This window comes from Vibrio cincinnatiensis (genome assembly GCF_022113815.1).
Lineage (GTDB): Bacteria > Pseudomonadota > Gammaproteobacteria > Enterobacterales > Vibrionaceae > Vibrio > Vibrio cincinnatiensis_A.
The window spans coordinates 17,668-33,655 of sequence record NZ_SGOM01000004.1; the positions used below are offsets into that span (position 1 = coordinate 17,668).

The 15,988-nt window shown below is 42.0% G+C and carries 17 protein-coding genes and 1 other annotated feature; of the genes, 13 read left to right on the plus strand and 4 right to left on the minus strand.

Going from position 1 to position 15,988, the window contains the following annotated elements; genetic code table 11:
* Positions 1–248 precede the first annotated feature (248 nt).
* From EXA13_RS06525 to EXA13_RS06535, 3 genes are all read left to right on the plus strand, one after another.
* Entirely contained in the window at positions 249–1,181 is a 933-nt protein-coding gene (locus EXA13_RS06525) for a TIGR01212 family radical SAM protein (protein ID WP_238132465.1), read from the plus strand.
* 165 nt (positions 1,182–1,346) lie between these two features.
* Positions 1,347–3,695, plus strand: coding sequence for an aerobic respiration two-component sensor histidine kinase ArcB (gene arcB / locus EXA13_RS06530; RefSeq protein ID WP_238132466.1), 2,349 nt, complete (start codon positions 1,347–1,349; stop codon positions 3,693–3,695).
* Position 3,696: 1 nt separating this feature from the next.
* On the plus strand, positions 3,697–4,164 hold the full coding sequence (locus EXA13_RS06535) for a hypothetical protein (RefSeq protein ID WP_238132467.1): 468 nt from the start codon (positions 3,697–3,699) through the stop codon (positions 4,162–4,164).
* A 76-nt stretch (positions 4,165–4,240) separates the two neighbouring features.
* On the opposite strand, the gene arcA is transcribed toward EXA13_RS06535, so the two are convergent.
* Complete coding sequence (gene arcA, locus EXA13_RS06540; RefSeq protein ID WP_238132468.1) at positions 4,241–4,957, minus strand: two-component system response regulator ArcA; 717 nt, start codon at positions 4,955–4,957, stop codon at positions 4,241–4,243.
* A 314-nt stretch (positions 4,958–5,271) separates the two neighbouring features.
* On the opposite strand from arcA, the gene EXA13_RS06545 reads away from it, so the two are divergent.
* Both EXA13_RS06545 and EXA13_RS06550 read left to right on the plus strand, forming a co-directional pair.
* Entirely contained in the window at positions 5,272–5,655 is a 384-nt protein-coding gene (locus EXA13_RS06545) for a DUF3293 domain-containing protein (protein ID WP_430794471.1), read from the plus strand.
* An 80-nt stretch (positions 5,656–5,735) separates the two neighbouring features.
* Positions 5,736–6,221: a putative 4-hydroxy-4-methyl-2-oxoglutarate aldolase gene (locus tag EXA13_RS06550; RefSeq protein WP_238132666.1), complete on the plus strand. Its 486-nt coding sequence runs from the start codon at positions 5,736–5,738 to the stop codon at positions 6,219–6,221.
* Here the strand turns inward: EXA13_RS06550 and EXA13_RS06555 are convergent.
* Entirely contained in the window at positions 6,218–6,646 is a 429-nt protein-coding gene (locus EXA13_RS06555) for a hypothetical protein (protein WP_430794476.1), read from the minus strand. The two genes, EXA13_RS06550 and EXA13_RS06555, sit on opposite strands and share 4 nt — an antisense overlap.
* Positions 6,647–6,972: 326 nt before the next feature.
* Between EXA13_RS06555 and thrL the strand changes: the two genes are divergently transcribed.
* From thrL to thrC, 4 genes are all read left to right on the plus strand, one after another.
* A complete protein-coding gene (thrL, locus tag EXA13_RS06560) occupies positions 6,973–7,050 on the plus strand; it encodes a thr operon leader peptide (protein WP_078925759.1) in 78 nt (25 codons plus the stop codon).
* Positions 6,986–7,105, plus strand: a sequence feature (Thr leader region). Its footprint overlaps the gene before it by 65 nt.
* 30 nt (positions 7,106–7,135) lie before the next feature.
* On the plus strand, positions 7,136–9,595 hold the full coding sequence (thrA, locus tag EXA13_RS06565; RefSeq protein WP_238132471.1) for a bifunctional aspartate kinase/homoserine dehydrogenase I: 2,460 nt from the start codon (positions 7,136–7,138) through the stop codon (positions 9,593–9,595).
* Between the two features lie 18 nt (positions 9,596–9,613).
* Positions 9,614–10,570 carry a homoserine kinase gene (gene thrB / locus EXA13_RS06570; protein WP_238132667.1) on the plus strand — a complete coding sequence of 319 codons (957 nt, stop codon included), beginning with the start codon at positions 9,614–9,616 and terminating at the stop codon, positions 10,568–10,570.
* Complete coding sequence (gene thrC / locus EXA13_RS06575) at positions 10,567–11,847, plus strand: threonine synthase (RefSeq protein ID WP_238132472.1); 1,281 nt, start codon at positions 10,567–10,569, stop codon at positions 11,845–11,847. The genes thrB and thrC overlap by 4 nt, the downstream gene beginning before the upstream one ends.
* 103 nt (positions 11,848–11,950) lie before the next feature.
* Here the strand turns inward: thrC and grcA are convergent, their stop codons facing one another.
* A complete protein-coding gene (grcA, locus tag EXA13_RS06580) occupies positions 11,951–12,328 on the minus strand; it encodes an autonomous glycyl radical cofactor GrcA (protein ID WP_238132473.1) in 378 nt (125 codons plus the stop codon).
* Positions 12,329–12,652: 324 nt separating this feature from the next.
* On the opposite strand from grcA, the gene nfo reads away from it, so the two are divergent.
* The 4 genes from nfo to EXA13_RS06595 all read left to right on the plus strand — a co-directional run bounded on the left by nfo (position 12,653) and on the right by EXA13_RS06595 (position 15,205).
* Complete coding sequence (gene nfo / locus EXA13_RS06585) at positions 12,653–13,540, plus strand: deoxyribonuclease IV (protein ID WP_238132668.1); 888 nt, start codon at positions 12,653–12,655, stop codon at positions 13,538–13,540.
* 64 nt (positions 13,541–13,604) lie between these two features.
* The gene (locus EXA13_RS16810; RefSeq protein WP_269136888.1) at positions 13,605–13,733 is read left to right on the plus strand and encodes a hypothetical protein; all 129 of its coding nucleotides are present in this window, start codon (positions 13,605–13,607) and stop codon (positions 13,731–13,733) included.
* Positions 13,734–13,861: 128 nt separating this feature from the next.
* Positions 13,862–14,551: a uracil-DNA glycosylase gene (ung, locus tag EXA13_RS06590; protein ID WP_238132474.1), complete on the plus strand. Its 690-nt coding sequence runs from the start codon at positions 13,862–13,864 to the stop codon at positions 14,549–14,551.
* A gap of 102 nt (positions 14,552–14,653) precedes the next feature.
* Positions 14,654–15,205 carry a hemerythrin domain-containing protein gene (locus EXA13_RS06595; protein ID WP_238132475.1) on the plus strand — a complete coding sequence of 184 codons (552 nt, stop codon included), beginning with the start codon at positions 14,654–14,656 and terminating at the stop codon, positions 15,203–15,205.
* Positions 15,206–15,384: 179 nt separating this feature from the next.
* On the opposite strand, the gene EXA13_RS06600 is transcribed toward EXA13_RS06595, so the two are convergent.
* Positions 15,385–15,564 (minus strand): DUF3545 family protein, encoded by a 180-nt coding sequence (locus EXA13_RS06600; RefSeq protein ID WP_078925619.1) that lies wholly within the window; start codon positions 15,562–15,564, stop codon positions 15,385–15,387.
* Between the last annotated feature and the right edge of the window lie 424 nt (positions 15,565–15,988).

Here is a 15,988-nt window from a genome sequence, read left to right on the forward strand (position 1 = left end):
CCTACAATTTTGTTGCACGTGAATGCAACGAAAAATTCGGTCTTTTTTCGCTCTTTTTTATTCCATAAGCTGAGTTTTATTTAACAATTTCGTTACGATATAAGCTAAATATTGGATTAATCAATATTTATTGATTTTGATTAGCGTTCTATCTGTTTCATACCTTTACTATTTGTCATTTATTTGCGTAATTAAATTACACTAAGCGCAGAGATGTGTGTTTTATGTTGTTTTAACTAGGTGCTTGTATGCAATTACATGAGTTAGTGAATACTCTGGGTCAAGATCTTCAGCGTCGTTATGGAGAAAAAGTGCATAAGCTGACACTTCATGGCGGTTTTAGCTGCCCTAACCGAGATGGCACCATTGGACGAGGTGGGTGTACATTTTGTAATGTTGCTTCGTTTGCGGATGAGCACGCTCAAGTGCAGAGTATTGAAGCTCAGCTAAAAGAACGTGCAGGAGAAATTCGACGAGCGAAAAAGTATTTGGCTTATTTTCAAGCTTACACGAGTACTTATGCAGAAGTTCAGGTTTTGAAGCAGATGTATCAACAGGCGCTAAAAGCGGCAGATATTGTGGGTTTATGTGTAGGAACTCGTCCAGATTGTGTACCCGATGCAGTGCTTGAATTATTGCATGAGTATGTTCAGCAAGGGTTTGAGATTTGGTTAGAGCTGGGGTTACAAACGGCGAACGATCAGACACTGAAGCGAATTAATCGTGGGCATGATTTTTCTTGTTATGCCGAGATCACTCAGCGTGCGAGAGCCATGGGTATTAAAGTCTGTACTCATTTGATTGTCGGGCTTCCTAAAGAGACGCGATCTGACAATATTGCAACCCTAAAACAAGTCATTGATGTTGGAACGGATGGTATTAAACTGCATGGTTTACATATCGTCGAAGGCAGTACTATGGCGAAAGCTTGGCGCGCTGGAAAACTGGAAGCGCCTAGTTTAGAGGAGTATGTCGCCATTGCGAGTGAATTGATTCGTTTAACACCACCAGAGGTGGTTTTTCACCGAGTTTCCTCCGCTGCGCGTCGTCCGACACTTCTCTCCCCCTTGTGGTGTGAAAATCGCTGGTTAGCCATGACTGAAATAGGCCGAGCATTGGATCGTGATGGTGCTCAAGGTTCATTAATTGGACAACCTTTCCACTATCTTCCTCGAGAATAGTTGCAGATCATCCTTCAATAAGCTGTTATCTTTTCATTCTTCCTAGTACGAATGGGTCAGTGTTTTTACACTCTGTGTGAAAGTCTCTGATCCTATCCGTTGCTTGATGGATATCGCCTTGAGAAACACGTTAGACTAACGCCAATCTTTGTCGCGGGACCTGCAATGAAACAGATTAAGAATTTAGCTCAATACTATGTCGATCTACTCGTTAAACTGGGTATTTTACGTTTCTCCATTTTATTAGCTTTAGCATTGGTTGCGTTAGCCGTCGTGGTTCAAGTTGGGATCACCTTAGTGCTGAAAGGCTTTGTCGATGATATTGATATTGTTCGTTCTATCTTCTTTGGCTTATTGATCACACCCTGGGCCGTTTACTTTTTATCTGTGGTGGTGGACCAATTAGAAGAATCTCGTCAGCGGCTTTCTAAGCTAGTGTCTAAATTGAAAGATATGCGCTCTCGTGATCAAGAGCTGAATCAGCAGCTTCAACAGAATATTGTCAAACTCAATCAGGAAATTGAAGAGCGGATCAAAGCTGAAGAAGCGCGTGAAGAAGCCATGGTAGATTTGGAAAACGAAGTCTATCAAAGAGAAAAAACACAATTAGAGTTGGCTGAGCGAACCGCTCTGTTGCGTTCTTTTATCGATGCTTCTCCTGATCTTATCTACTATCGTAATGCTCAATGTGAATTTTCTGGTTGTAACCGGGCCATGGAAGAACTGACGGGAAAACGCGAAAGTGAGTTGGTCGGCCTCACTCCTTGGGATGTATATCGTAAGGAGATTGCACAATCGATTGTAGAAACCGATCAGCAAGTCTTTAACAATAATCGAGCTATTACCTATGAACAGTGGCTGGAATACCCTGATGGGCGCAAGAGTTATTTTGAACTTCGTAAAGTGCCTTTTTACAGTAAAGATGGCCGCCATTTGGGGTTAGTTGGATTTGGGCGTGATATAACGGAACGCAAGCGGCATGAAGAGTCATTAGAAAAGGCCAGCCGTGATAAAACGACGTTTATCTCAACCATTAGTCATGAGCTAAGAACACCGCTTAACGGTATTGTGGGCTTAAGTCGTATGTTACTTGATACGCCGCTGCGGGAAGAGCAGCGTAAACATATGCAAACGATTCATGTGAGTGCCATTACGCTAGGCAATATCTTCAATGATATTATCGATATGGATAAATTTGACCGCCGTAAATTAGAGCTGTTTCCTGAGCCACTTAACTTTGAAGAGTTTGTCGCTGAGATGGAAAGTTTATCGGCGTTGATGGCTGAACAAAAAGGGTTACGTTTTGATTTAGAACGAATGACGGAGCTTCCCGCTTGGGTTGAGGTGGATGCAACTCGCTTACGTCAGGTGCTTTGGAACTTGATGAGTAATGCGATGAAGTTTACGAAAGACGGTGGTGTTGTTATGAATGTCAGTGCTGAGTTAGGCGCTGAGCATGCTAACATCATAATGGAAATTGAAGATACGGGTATTGGTATTCCTGAAACGGAATTAGATAAAATTTTTGCCATGTATTATCAAGTTAAATCAGGGAAGGACAACCTTCATGCTGTAGGCACGGGGATTGGTTTGGCGGTTTCTCGTCAGCTCATCAATCTAATGGATGGTGATATTAGTGTGAGCAGTGAAGAAGGGTTTGGCAGCACTTTCACCGTCACGATTCGGGTGCCACTTGCTACCCCCCCAGTTTGCAGCCTTCCTCAGCCAGAACTACAGCGTAAGCTTAATATTTTTATGGTGGAAGATATTGCGCTTAATGTCACGGTCGCTCGTTCTCTTTTAGAAAGCCTTGGCCATCGAGTGACGGTTGCTATGACTGGGGAAGAAGCCAAAGCCATGTTTAATCCTGATCTGTTTGATTTGGTTTTTCTGGATATTCAATTGCCAGATATGACAGGGTTTGATATTGCCCATTATTATCGCAGCACCTACTCTTCGCTTCCTCCGCTTGTCGCATTAACGGCAAACGTATTGAAAGATAAAAAAGAGTACTTAAGACAAGGTATGGATGGGGCGCTGAGTAAGCCGCTTTCTGTTCAAGCGGTACAAGATGTTATTGCGAAAGTAGTGACGAAACAACCGATAGTTGAGAGTAAACAAGCCACAGCGTCTCCAAGTTTGCCCGAAGCGAATCAAGAGCTGTATAGCCGTTTGTTGGATCTGAGCATGTTAGACTCGTATATCGATATTGTTGGTCCAACCCCTATGTTAGAAAGCATTCAAATGTTAGAAGAGATGATGCCCGGTTATTTAGCTGTGTTGGACTCTAATATGGTGGCAAAAGATCAAGCGGGGATTGTTTCAGAAGCCCACAAAATTAAAGGCGCAGCCGGCTCAATTGGCCTAAAAAGAATTCAGAGTGTGGCACAAAAAGCACAGTCGCCAGAAGCGCCTGCTTGGTGGGAAAACATTACCGACTGGGTGGATGAAATCAAAAATGAGTATCTCAATGATATTCAGATCCTTAAACAGTGGTTAGCACAAAGGAAATAATATGAAAAAAAGTAGCTTACTTTTCCTCTCTTTTTTACTTTCTGCTTGTTCATCATCATCCGATGTCAATTGGCAGCACAGTAATGCTGGCATTTTTTCACAAACGGCTATCCAGCTAAAGAGTAACCTTTGGACAGATCAGATGCCGAATGTGGTTGGGGATGACAAGGTTGCTGAACTCAATACCACGGAGCATATTAATGGTACTTTAGTGCTTGAAACGTCTGGGCAATTACCTGCAGATTTAACCTTGCTTATGCTAGTAATTAAGCAGGGAGATGAGATGTGGTCCATTTCTGCTTCAGAGCTAGAGCTGCGTACACCCAGCGAGCATGTTTGGGAAGTCATTTTTAACAGCACATTAGAATTGGATGTTGAGCGTTTGGTTAGCGTCGCTCTTGGGGTCCGAGATAGTGAAGGTGAGACTTGGCTTGTTGAGCATCAAATTATGATTGATAAAGTATACTAACCGGATCGTAACGTATTGTTCTAATAAGAAAAAAAGCCTCGATATTTTATACCGAGGCTTTTTCTATTTCAGGTTTTTATTCGGTGATATCACCACAGAAACGATATCCTTCACCATGAATCGTCGCAATAATCTCTGGCGTACCAGATACGGACTCAAAGTGTTTGCGAATACGGCGAATCGTGACATCTACCGTACGATCATGCGGTTTTAATTCACGACCAGTCATTTTCTTTAATAGATCGGCACGAGTTTGGATCTTACCTGGGTTCTCACAAAAATGAAGCAGAGCGCGGAACTCGGAGCGAGGAAGCTTATAGCTATCACCACTTGGACTAACTAGTGAACGGCTATTGATATCCAACACCCAACCATTGAATTGATAAGATTCAACGGAACGTTTCTCTTCGTGAGTTGAGTTGGTGTTCATTGAACGGCTAAGTAAGTTACGAGCACGAATGGTTAATTCACGAGGATTGAAAGGCTTAGTGATGTAATCATCAGCGCCAATTTCCAGTCCTAAAATCTTGTCGACTTCATTGTCTCTACCGGTTAAGAACATAAGGGCTACATCCGCTTGCTCACGGAGTTCTCGAGCAAGGAGAAGACCATTCTTACCAGGTAAGTTGATATCCATGATCACCAAGTTAATTGGATTATCGGACAGAATATGGTGCATCTCTTCACCGTTACTGGCCTCAAAAACAGCGTATCCCTCTGCTTCAAAAATGCTCTTTAGAGTGTTACGAGTTACTTGCTCGTCTTCAACGATAAGAATCTGCGGGGTTTGCATTGGCGGTACCTAAACTTGTGAAAAAAATATGCTAATAGAATGTATTCTAGGCAAAAACATCACATATGAGTAATTTTATGTTGATAATAAACCAAAGCTTTTTAAAAAATAATGACTTTGGGTGCCCGCCGTCCTTGGATATCACTAACCATTAAGCGCCATCACCTTGAGGGATTCTACTAGGCTTTGGGCGGATTCTATAATGTTAACAGCATGCTAACAACGCCCAAATGTTAATTCCAATCACTTTGTTGATTTATATCAAGAGTTGCAATGTAACAGATATGAATATTAATAACGAGTTGTAAAGTTTGATGATGGATAAGATGCTATGGCGAGCCTACTCTCAAGTTACGTTTCGCTTTTCTGCCCTTCCTACCCAAGAAGCTTTTGCTGTGATCACAGCATGGAACCCGAAAAGCGTGCGCTTGTCAGATAATGAGAATCGAATAAATAATCAGCGTTTACAGCAAGCGCTGATCGGCTATGATTGGGTCGGCCTACTTGTTGGAGATGAAGATTTTTGCTGGTATGAAGAGAGCTTCGCGGTTTGTATGCCATTAGTTGAAGCTCAAAATCTGGCGAGAAAATTTGCGCAAAACGCCATTTACTATGTAATTAATGATGAACTAACACTGCACTCTTGTGTGGATAATCAGGTATTGTATTTAGGTTCATTGTCAGAAAAATGGAAATAAATGACATTTATCCTTTAGAGCAGACATTTGGCTGTGATGAGGTTACTTGGATGAAGCCCAATAAGAATCATGGAGGAATGATGAAAGATATAACGCCAGATCTATGTGATCAATACGAATCTCAGGTTACTTTACTGGATCTCCCATTGCAGAATTTTGGTATGCGTCATGCTTTTTGGGGGCAAATTGTGACGGTGCGTTGCTATCACGATAATGGCAAAATAAAAGAAGTATTGAGCCAACCTGGGCACGGTAAAGTCTTAGTTGTGGATGGCCATGGTTCTTGCCAGAAAGCCCTTATGGGAGATCAAGTCTCGATCATGGCGATTAAAAATGGCTGGGAAGGCGTGGTGATTTATGGTGCAGTACGAGATGTTGTAGAGATGTCTCAAATGGATTTAGGGGTAAAGGCTTTAGGTACGTCACCTTTTCGGCCAGAAAAGCGTGGGACGGGGGAAGTGAATGTCACACTAACCATCCAAAACCAAATGATTTTACCGGGAGATTATCTCTATGCAGACTGGAATGGCATCTTATGCTCTAAACAGGCGTTAGAGGTTAATTAGAAACGAAAGCCAAGGCCAAATTCAATACCTTGCTGCCATTCTTGATAATCAAGAGTGGCATGAAGGTCCATATTGTCAGATAAACGTAAACGGCTAGATAGTTCCGCAGAAATACTCTCATTGCGTCGGTTCTCTTCGTCAACTTTTGTCGATGAATAGAAGGTACTTTTCACTATAAGGTGTTCGTTCATTTTATAGCTCACTCCACTGAGAAAGCCATTATAGCCCCCATTGATGGACGAGTTAATCCTGGTTCCGACATATAAATCGACATTGCGAAAGAGACGGTAAGCGTAGCCACTGTCGATTACCCAACTATCAAATGTTTGGCTGTTCGGTTCACTGCTGATAAATAAAGAGTGTGAAGAATCATTCTGTTCAGATGGTAAAGGTGGGAGAGTCGTTGCTGAAGCGCTGGCAGTCAGACATAGGAAAAATAGCGCAAGTCGCTGATTCATTTCTCCTTCCTCCTTCTTTATTTCCTAGATTCTAATGATTCAATTACTTTATCAACAGAATATAATTTAAGCATAAAATGAATAGCGTTGCTGATAAAAAATACGAAATAGCTATTGAATTATCATTTTGTGAGAAAGGTGGAGAGTCTATGGATGAATGATTTTTCGCAATAAAAGGCAATTTTTATGGCGTTCATTGAACGAAAATAAAAAAAAATCATTTTTTCGTTGACTCATTAATCCCAAATAGGTTAAACGTAGAGGCAGATAAGTACACGAGTTTTTGAATATTTATGAATAACCGCAGCCTAGTAGTAATGACCACCACCATTATTATTACCGACACTACGCATGTTGGGGCAGGCTGCTGAGCGTAAAAATTCACAAAAAAAGGCCTGTATCCCAACCGGTACAGGCCTTTTTTTATACCTATTTTTTATGAGTTTGGAGGAAGGGATGCGAGTATTAAAGTTTGGTGGTTCATCGTTAGCTGATGCCGATCGCTTATTAAGAGTGGCGGATATTATTGCGAATAATGCCCAACAGGAAGAGGTTGCCGTGGTGCTATCTGCACCAGGAAAAACGACCAATAAATTAATTGCTGTGATCGATACTGCGCTACGTAATGGGGATGCTGAACGCCAAATCGTTGAGTTAGAAGAATCCTTTCAAATCTTGTTCAAGGATATTCAAGCACAACTAACCAATATTAACGGTGAGGCTTATGCTGACCAAGTCGCCACTTCAATGGCTCAATTGCGTCAATTTGTACATGGAATCCGTTTATTGGGAATGTGCCCTGATAATGTTAATGCTCGTATTATTAGTAAAGGCGAGCGCATTTCTATTCAGTTGATGAAAGCGGTGATTCAAGCCAAAGGTCTTTCAGCCAATTTGATTGATCCTGTGCAGTATCTCTTTGCAAAAGGAGATTACCTTGAAGCAATGGTTGACGTTGAAGTCTCCACACAAAACTTTAAGCAATCGCCTCTACCAGCAAAACATGTACACATTATGCCTGGTTTTACTGCTGGTAATAAAAAAGGTGAGCTAGTTTGCTTAGGTCGCAATGGCTCAGACTATTCTGCTGCCGTATTAGCTGCATGTTTACGTGCGGATTGTTGTGAGATTTGGACCGATGTAGATGGGGTTTATAACTGTGATCCTCGCTTGGTTGATGATGCTCGCTTGCTGAAATCTTTGAGCTATCAAGAAGCAATGGAACTTTCCTATTTTGGTGCTTCCGTACTTCACCCAAAAACCATTGCACCGATAGCTCAATTCCAAATTCCTTGCTTAATCAAAAATAGCTTTAACCCGCAAGGGGCGGGAACTTTGATTGGTCAAGATACAGGAGAAGATAAGTTAGCGATTAAAGGAATTACGACGCTGAATAACCTAACGATGGTTAACGTCTCAGGGCCAGGTATGAAAGGTATGGTTGGGATGGCAAGCCGTATTTTTGGTGCGATGTCGTCGGCAGGCGTTTCTATTGTATTAATTACCCAGTCTTCCTCTGAATATAGCATTAGTTTTTGTATCGAAGCCGATGACAAGCCTTTGGCTAAACAAGCTCTAGCTGAAGCTTTTGAACTGGAACTTAAAGAAGGATTATTAGAGCCTGTTGAGTTTATGAACGATCTCTCCATCATTACTTTAGTGGGAGATGGAATGCGTACTTCTCGCGGAGTTGCATCGCAGTTTTTCTCTTCTTTAACGGAAGCGCATGTCAATATTGTGGCTATTGCTCAAGGTTCTTCTGAACGTGCGATTTCAGCCGTGATTCCCGAAGATAAAGTCTCTTCTGCAATTAAAGCGTGTCATGAGAACTTGTTTAATTCGAAACACTTCTTAGATCTGTTCGTTGTGGGGTTAGGTGGTGTTGGGGGTGAGTTGGTTGATCAAATTCATCGTCAACAAGCGAAACTGGCTGAAAAAGGTATCGTAATTCGAGTGTGTGGGTTAGCGAATAGCCAAGGTTTACTGCTCGATGGGAGTGGATTACCTCTGGAACATTGGCGCGATAGAATGAATGCGGCAACAGAAGGGTTCTCATTAGGGAGCTTAACGGCATTGGTGCAGCGCAATCATATTATTAACCCCGTCTTGGTGGATTGTACATCAAGTGAAGAGATTGCTAGCCAATACGCCGACTTTCTTTCCGCTGGTTTCCATGTGGTGACTCCGAATAAAAAAGCCAATACAGCCAGCATGGCGTATTACCAACAATTGCGCGATGTAGCGAGACACTCTCGCCGTAAACTTATGTATGAAACAACGGTAGGGGCGGGCTTACCGGTGATTGAAAACTTGCAAAACTTGATTGCCGCGGGTGATGAGTTAGAGAAGTTTAACGGTATTTTATCCGGTTCATTGTCCTTTATTTTTGGCAAATTAGATGAAGGGTTAACTTTTAGCCAAGCCACCTCTCTTGCCAAAGAAAAAGGCTTTACTGAACCCGATCCTCGTGACGATCTTTCTGGTATGGATGTGGCGCGTAAGTTATTAATCCTAGCGCGTGAAGCGGGTATGAAGCTTGAATTATCTGATGTCAATGTTGAACAAGCATTGCCACCGGGTTTTGATACCTCAGGTAGCATTGACGAGTTTATGCTTCGTTTGCCTCAAGCCGATGAGCATTTTTCTTCCTTAGTGAAGCAGGCCGCACAGCAAGGCAAAGTTTTGCGTTATGTGGGTGAAATTGTGGAGGGGGAATGCCGAGTCCGAATTGCCATGGTGGATGAAAACGACCCTATGTTTAAGGTTAAAGAAGGGGAAAATGCGCTGGCTTTTTACAGCCGTTACTATCAGCCTATTCCACTTGTATTACGTGGTTACGGCGCAGGTACAGAAGTCACCGCCGCGGGGGTTTTTGCTGACGTGATGCGCACTTTAGGTTGGAAATTAGGGGTTTAATGAATGAATTCAAGTGATATGAGTGTGGTCGTTTACGCGCCAGCATCCATTGGTAACGTCAGTGTTGGATTTGATGTTTTAGGGGCTGCGATCTCACCGATTGATGGAACCTTGTTGGGCGATCGCGTATTAGTGAAAAAAGGAGATAGTCCTTTTTCATTACAAACAGCGGGGCGTTTTGTCAATAAATTACCGACGGAGCCTAAAGATAATATTGTATATGACTGCTGGTGTGTATTTGCTCGTGAGCTAGATAAAAAACAATTGGCATTACAGCCGATTACAATGACGCTAGAGAAGAATATGCCGATTGGTTCGGGGCTAGGTTCTAGCGCTTGCTCTATCGTGGCAGCACTCGATGCCCTAAACCGATTCCATGGACAACCATTAAATGAGACAGAGTTATTGGCTTTGATGGGAGAAATGGAAGGAAAGATCTCAGGTGGCATTCACTATGACAATGTGGCTCCCTGTTATTTAGGCGGTTTGCAATTAATGTTGGAAGAACTCGGTATTATTAGCCAATCTGTACCGGGATTTGATGAGTGGTATTGGGTCATGGCTTATCCGGGGATAAAAGTATCAACGGCTGAAGCGCGAGCAATTCTGCCTTCTCAGTATCGTCGACAAGATATTATCGCTCATGGTCGCTATCTGGCGGGGTTTATTCACGCTTGTCATACTCAACAACCTGAATTAGCCGCCAAAATGATCAAAGACGTGATTGCCGAGCCCTATCGTGAGAAACTATTGCCCGGTTTTGCTCAAGCTCGCCAGTATGCAGCCTCCGCTGGCGCTCTTGCCACCGGAATTTCAGGAAGCGGGCCAACGCTGTTTAGCGTATGCAAAGAAAAAGAGGTGGCTGAGCGTGTTGCTCGGTGGCTTGAACAACATTACGTACAAAATGAAGAAGGATTCGTGCATATTTGTCGTCTTGACAAGCAGGGTTCGAAAGTGACAGGAAGTGAGCTATGAAGCTGTACAATATAAAAGAAAATGATGAACAAGTTTCCTTTGGCCAAGCGGTTCGCCAAGGGTTAGGGCGTAATCAAGGCCTATTTTTTCCATCAGAATTGCCCAAATTTGAGGATATTGATGCGCTGCTAGAGGAAGACTTTATTTCTCGTAGTAGTAAGATTTTATCAGCCCTCATTGGGGACGAACTTCCTGCTGAGCAGGTAAAGCAATTAGTTAACAACGCGTTTCAGTTCCCAGCCCCCATTAAAGCCGTTAAAGATGGCGTTTATGCGCTTGAGCTTTTTCATGGCCCTACATTGGCTTTTAAAGATTTTGGTGGTCGCTTTATGGCCCAGTCATTGGCGGCGGTTTCTGATGGTGGAAAAATTACTATTTTGACCGCGACATCCGGTGACACTGGTGCTGCCGTTGCTCATGCTTTTTATGGTATGCCTGATATTGATGTTGTGATTTTATATCCAAAAGGAAAAATTAGCCCACTGCAAGAAAAGCTATTTTGTACCTTAGGTCAAAATATTCATACGGTTGCGGTTAATGGTGACTTTGATGCTTGTCAGGCACTCGTTAAACAAGCCTTTGATGATGCAGAGTTGCGTCAGAAAATCGGGCTAAACTCGGCCAATTCGATCAATATTAGTCGTTTGATGGCGCAAATTTGTTACTACTTTGAAGCTGTAGCCCAAATGAGTAAACAAGAGCGTGAAAATCTCGTTATTAGTGTGCCAAGTGGCAACTTTGGTAACTTAACTGCTGGTTTGTTGGCTAAAGCTCTTGGGCTGCCAATTAAACGCTTCATCGCTGCAACCAATGCTAATGATACGGTGCCTCGTTATTTAGAAACTGGGTGCTGGGATCCAAAACCAACCATTGCAACAACGTCAAATGCCATGGATGTGAGCCAACCTAATAACTGGCCACGTATTGAAGAGCTTTGCCGTTTGAAAGAGTGGGGGCTAGAAACCTTAGGCAAAGGTGCCGTATTGGATGATCAGAGTGCGGAATCAGTTAAGGATCTTAACCAACTGGGGTATCTCTGTGAACCACATGGTGCGATTGCTTATCGAGTATTGAATGAGCAACTGCAAGCCGGAGAAACCGGACTTTTCTTATGTACAGCGCACCCTGCTAAATTTAAAGAGGTGGTGGATGAGATCCTCGATACTGATATTGAGCTACCAGCACCATTAGCAAAACACGCGGTTATGGATCTACTTTCTGTTGAATTAGAAAATGATTTTACTGCTTTAAGAGCGTTATTGGTAAAGCTGTCATAATTTAAGCTCTTTTTACCCATATAAAAAGCGGTGCTGATAAGCACCGCTTTTTCGTTATTTGATCCAACACCAGATTTTGAATAGGTGTTGATTTTACTGAAAATTATAGTGATTCAGTAAAAGTACGAGCGATAACGTCGCGTTGTTGTTCTGGTGTTAGAGAGTTAAAACGTACAGCATAACCCGAAACACGAATAGTCAGTTGTGGGTATTTTTCTGGGTGCGCAACAGCATCTTCTAAAGTTTCACGTTTCAGTACATTGACGTTGAGGTGTTGACCACCTTCAATGCGAGGTGCTGCTTCAATGGCGACTTCACGGCTTTCATAATCACCAAACTCGCTGATAGCAACGACTTGATCGGCTTCATAACCTGCGACTGCAGCGACACAACGCGCTTCATTTTTTTCGTTGTCGATTAGCCAAATTGAGTTAAGTAAGTCATCATTAGCTGCTTTAGTGATTTGGATACCTTGGATCATTACTATCTCCTTGCCCACTGAATGTGGTGTTATTGGTGTTAATTTTCAAAATTTGTTGAGTTGGGTATTATATACCTAATATCCTTAATTCTAGTATTGATTTAGGTCAAAAAACAACAAAAAACCATTATTATTTTAAGGTGATAAATTTGATTTTAATCAATAAAGCCTTTAAAAACAATAAACGTATAAATTATTTGAATTATTAAATAATTTTTTAACTGGCTTTTGTTGTAATTTTACTACATTTTTATGCTTTATTATCTTGTGTGAATCGACAGATCAGTCAGTTAGGAAGCCGATGTGAAAGTAGAAAGTGATAAAATGACAAATAATAAGACGAGGTCTGAAGAGAAGTTTTTTGGTGCGCATGTTTCTGCGGCGGGGGGCGTTGATCAAGCTCCCATTCGCGCCAAACAGATCGGAGCGACAGCCTTTGCGCTGTTTACTAAAAACCAGCGACAATGGGGAGGGAAACCTCTGGATGAACAAACGATTCGTGCCTTTAGGTTGCATTGTCAGCAGTTAGGATTTTCAGATCAGCATATTTTACCACATGACTCTTACCTCATTAATTTAGGAGCACCGGATCAAGATAAGTTGGCTAAGTCTCGCCAAGCGTTTATTGATGAAATGCAGCGTTGCCAACAACTTGGGCTCCGTTTGCTCAATTTTCACCCTGGCAGTCATCTAAAACAGATCTCGGAAGCTCAGTGTTTGACGACGATTGCGGAATCGATCAATCAGGCACACCAAGCGGTGCCTGATGTGATTGCTGTGATTGAGAACACGGCAGGACAGGGAAGTAATTTAGGTTGGCGCTTTGAGCATTTGGCTGAAATTATTGAGCAAGTCGACGATAAGTCTCGAGTTGGAGTCTGTTTGGATACCTGTCATACCTTTGCTGCTGGTTATGATTTACGTACACCTGCTGCTTGTGAGGAGACTTTTTCGCAGTTTGATCATGTGGTTGGTATGCACTATTTAAGAGCAATGCACATTAATGATTCAAAATCTAAATTAGGCAGTCGAGTTGATCGACATCACTCATTAGGGCAAGGTGAAATTGGTTGGACGTGCTTTGAATACATAGCGAAAGATCCCCGCTTTAATGGGATTCCTTTGATTCTTGAGACGATTGATCCAGATTTATGGCCTAAAGAGATCGAAATCTTAAAAAGATTTCATTATGGTGACACATTTTTAGAGTAGTTTCACAAACTTGGCATCCTTTTTTCATTACGATTCGCTAAAGAGTCGTTAGAAGGATGCCATCATGCGTGCACTTATGTATTTATCTGTTCATCAAGCAAGCCAAGCTACTCCTCGCATGCCGGTACCGAATCGACATGTGAAAGGGCAAGGCCATCACCGGGTGCCACAACCCAGTAAGCCAAGTAAATAGAAAAAAGAACATTCAACTTCACTCATTGAATGTTGTTGCTGCCTTTAGGTGGTAAAGACATGGCTCAGTTCCTGACGCTTGAGGTGATTCAAGGTATACTTCTTTTTTTCAAGTAATCAGGAGCGTTTATGACTCAGTCACTCGTTTGGCACGATGTTATTGGTGTTGAGAAACAACAAACGTATTTTCAGCAAACACTACAATTTGTTGAGGCAGAAAGGCAGAGTGGAAAAATTATCTATCCACCAGCGAAAGAGGTCTTTAACGCTTTTCGTTTGACTGAATTTAATCAAGTGAAGGTCGTCATTCTTGGTCAAGATCCTTACCACGGACCGAACCAAGCGCATGGCCTTTGTTTTTCGGTCCTTCCGGGAGTGAAAACGCCCCCTTCTCTCGTCAATATTTATAAAGAGCTTGCTCAGGATATACCGGGTTTTCAGATTCCGGATCATGGCTATCTAAAGAGCTGGGCTGAGCAGGGGGTGTTACTGCTTAATACGGTCCTGACCGTTGAACAAGGTAAAGCGCATTCACATGCAAAGAGTGGCTGGGAGACATTCACTGATCGAGTGATCGACGTGTTGAACCAACAAAGAGAAGGCATTATTTTTCTGCTTTGGGGTTCACATGCGCAAAAAAAAGGCGGTATGATCGATCGCCAACGACATCATGTTCTGATGGCTCCACACCCTTCTCCTTTATCTGCTCATCGAGGTTTTTTGGGATGTAAACATTTTTCCTTGACGAATCAGATCCTGATTCAGCAAGGAAAAAGTCCAATTGATTGGCAACCCAAGATAGAACCGGTGACAAACTGACGTTTTTTCGACCAGTATCAAAGCGCATGTCCTGATCCTTCTATACACTAAGATGAATATTCCCTAAAGTGAATTGGGGAAAGCGGTGTAGGGAGAAACACTATGATGATAGAAAGGATCCAGCGCGAACATGGGTATATGGCTCGTTTACTCGCTATATTACGTGACAAGTTACAGTTACTTAAAGCTGAAAAATCCGTGAATTATAGCTTGATTAAAGAGATCGTTGACTACTTAGGTAGCCACTCAGAAACTGTGCATCATCCGAAAGAAGATATTATTTACCGCTATTATCTTGAGCATTATGCACAAGATCCTGCCATTGATAACTTAGAGAAAGAACATCTTCAGTTGGCTGAGCAAACCCAGAGATTTCTTGATTTGGTTGAGATGATTTTGCAAGATGCGGTTGTACCTCAAGCACTCTTTGTTGAAAAATTAGAGGAGTTTATCGAAAGCCAGCTTCATCATTTGGCGTTAGAAGACAAATCGGTGCTACCGCTAATTAATCAAACTTTTACTATCTCTGATTGGCAAAATGTTGAAGCACTGTGGACCAGCAACGAAGATGATCCGGTGTTTGGGGATACGATTGCTGAACGTTTTTCTCAATTGGCTCGCCGTGTGAGAAAAAGTAATACTGAGTGTATTTAGATGAGAAATGGTTTCTTTCTACTTGAAGCGGTAGCGGACTTATAGTCCAGACCGGTTCACTCTGTATTACCACCGAATCGAGAAGAGCTGCGCTATCTTCAAGCTGTTAAATATCAAGCTTCTAAATATCCGTTTTGAAAAAAGCCAGTCAGCTTAACTGACTGGCATGACTGTTCATACTATAATTTGATGTTTTCTAACTCTAAGCAGATATCCATATCCAATAATTCTTTCTCTAGGCGTTTTTTATCTCGGATGGCTTCTATTTCTCGCCACATACGTTTTACCGGTTTGGTCCGGAGTGCTCGGGCTTTGGTTATTTCCATGTCCAATAGTTGATCAAAGTGCAAGTCATCCATAAGCAAGCCTCATTGTTGTCATCATCCCGTGATAGCTATCTAGATAGCATAACTGGCTTAAATTTAACTATGATTTATTTCTCATTTATGATCTTTTCGTGATGGTTGAGTTTTTTTTCTGCGTCATTTCACATTTTTATCGAAAAACATGTCTAAAAAATCATCACAAAGGTTTAGCAAACGTTTTTATTGGAAAAGAAATCCTGTTAATGACCTGTTATTAAAGGTTACTGAAGTAAGCGGTTGGTGTTTTTTTGAACGCTTGGGCTTGAGTTATGACTTTTAGCTGACAATTTTATGCTTGGTGCATTGTGATAGCTTGCTTCTCAGTATATGAGATTTCTCTTATGCAATAATGTTTCCTTGATTGTTTTTTAATCTTCATTGTTGGTTTTTTGTGTTTATTTTGTATTACTTTCTCGCT

Excerpts from the sequence above, each read along its gene's own strand:
- EXA13_RS06525 (WP_238132465.1), top strand. The coding sequence starts at position 249 with ATGCAATTACATGAGTTAGTGAATACTCTGGGTCAAGATCTTCAGCGT.
- thrL (WP_078925759.1), top strand. The coding sequence starts at position 6,973 with ATGAATAACCGCAGCCTAGTAGTAATGACCACCACCATTATTATTACC.
- EXA13_RS06535 (WP_238132467.1), top strand. The coding sequence starts at position 3,697 with ATGAAAAAAAGTAGCTTACTTTTCCTCTCTTTTTTACTTTCTGCTTGT.
- thrB (WP_238132667.1), top strand. The coding sequence starts at position 9,614 with ATGAGTGTGGTCGTTTACGCGCCAGCATCCATTGGTAACGTCAGTGTT.
- ung (WP_238132474.1), top strand. The coding sequence starts at position 13,862 with ATGACTCAGTCACTCGTTTGGCACGATGTTATTGGTGTTGAGAAACAA.
- EXA13_RS06545 (WP_430794471.1), top strand. The coding sequence starts at position 5,272 with ATGATGGATAAGATGCTATGGCGAGCCTACTCTCAAGTTACGTTTCGC.
- EXA13_RS16810 (WP_269136888.1), top strand. The coding sequence starts at position 13,605 with ATGCGTGCACTTATGTATTTATCTGTTCATCAAGCAAGCCAAGCTACT.
- EXA13_RS06550 (WP_238132666.1), top strand. The coding sequence starts at position 5,736 with ATGAAAGATATAACGCCAGATCTATGTGATCAATACGAATCTCAGGTT.
- nfo (WP_238132668.1), top strand. The coding sequence starts at position 12,653 with ATGACAAATAATAAGACGAGGTCTGAAGAGAAGTTTTTTGGTGCGCAT.
- grcA (WP_238132473.1), bottom strand. The coding sequence starts at position 12,328 with ATGATCCAAGGTATCCAAATCACTAAAGCAGCTAATGATGACTTACTT.
- EXA13_RS06600 (WP_078925619.1), bottom strand. The coding sequence starts at position 15,564 with ATGGATGACTTGCACTTTGATCAACTATTGGACATGGAAATAACCAAA.
- thrA (WP_238132471.1), top strand. The coding sequence starts at position 7,136 with ATGCGAGTATTAAAGTTTGGTGGTTCATCGTTAGCTGATGCCGATCGC.
- arcB (WP_238132466.1), top strand. The coding sequence starts at position 1,347 with ATGAAACAGATTAAGAATTTAGCTCAATACTATGTCGATCTACTCGTT.
- thrC (WP_238132472.1), top strand. The coding sequence starts at position 10,567 with ATGAAGCTGTACAATATAAAAGAAAATGATGAACAAGTTTCCTTTGGC.
- EXA13_RS06595 (WP_238132475.1), top strand. The coding sequence starts at position 14,654 with ATGATGATAGAAAGGATCCAGCGCGAACATGGGTATATGGCTCGTTTA.
- arcA (WP_238132468.1), bottom strand. The coding sequence starts at position 4,957 with ATGCAAACCCCGCAGATTCTTATCGTTGAAGACGAGCAAGTAACTCGT.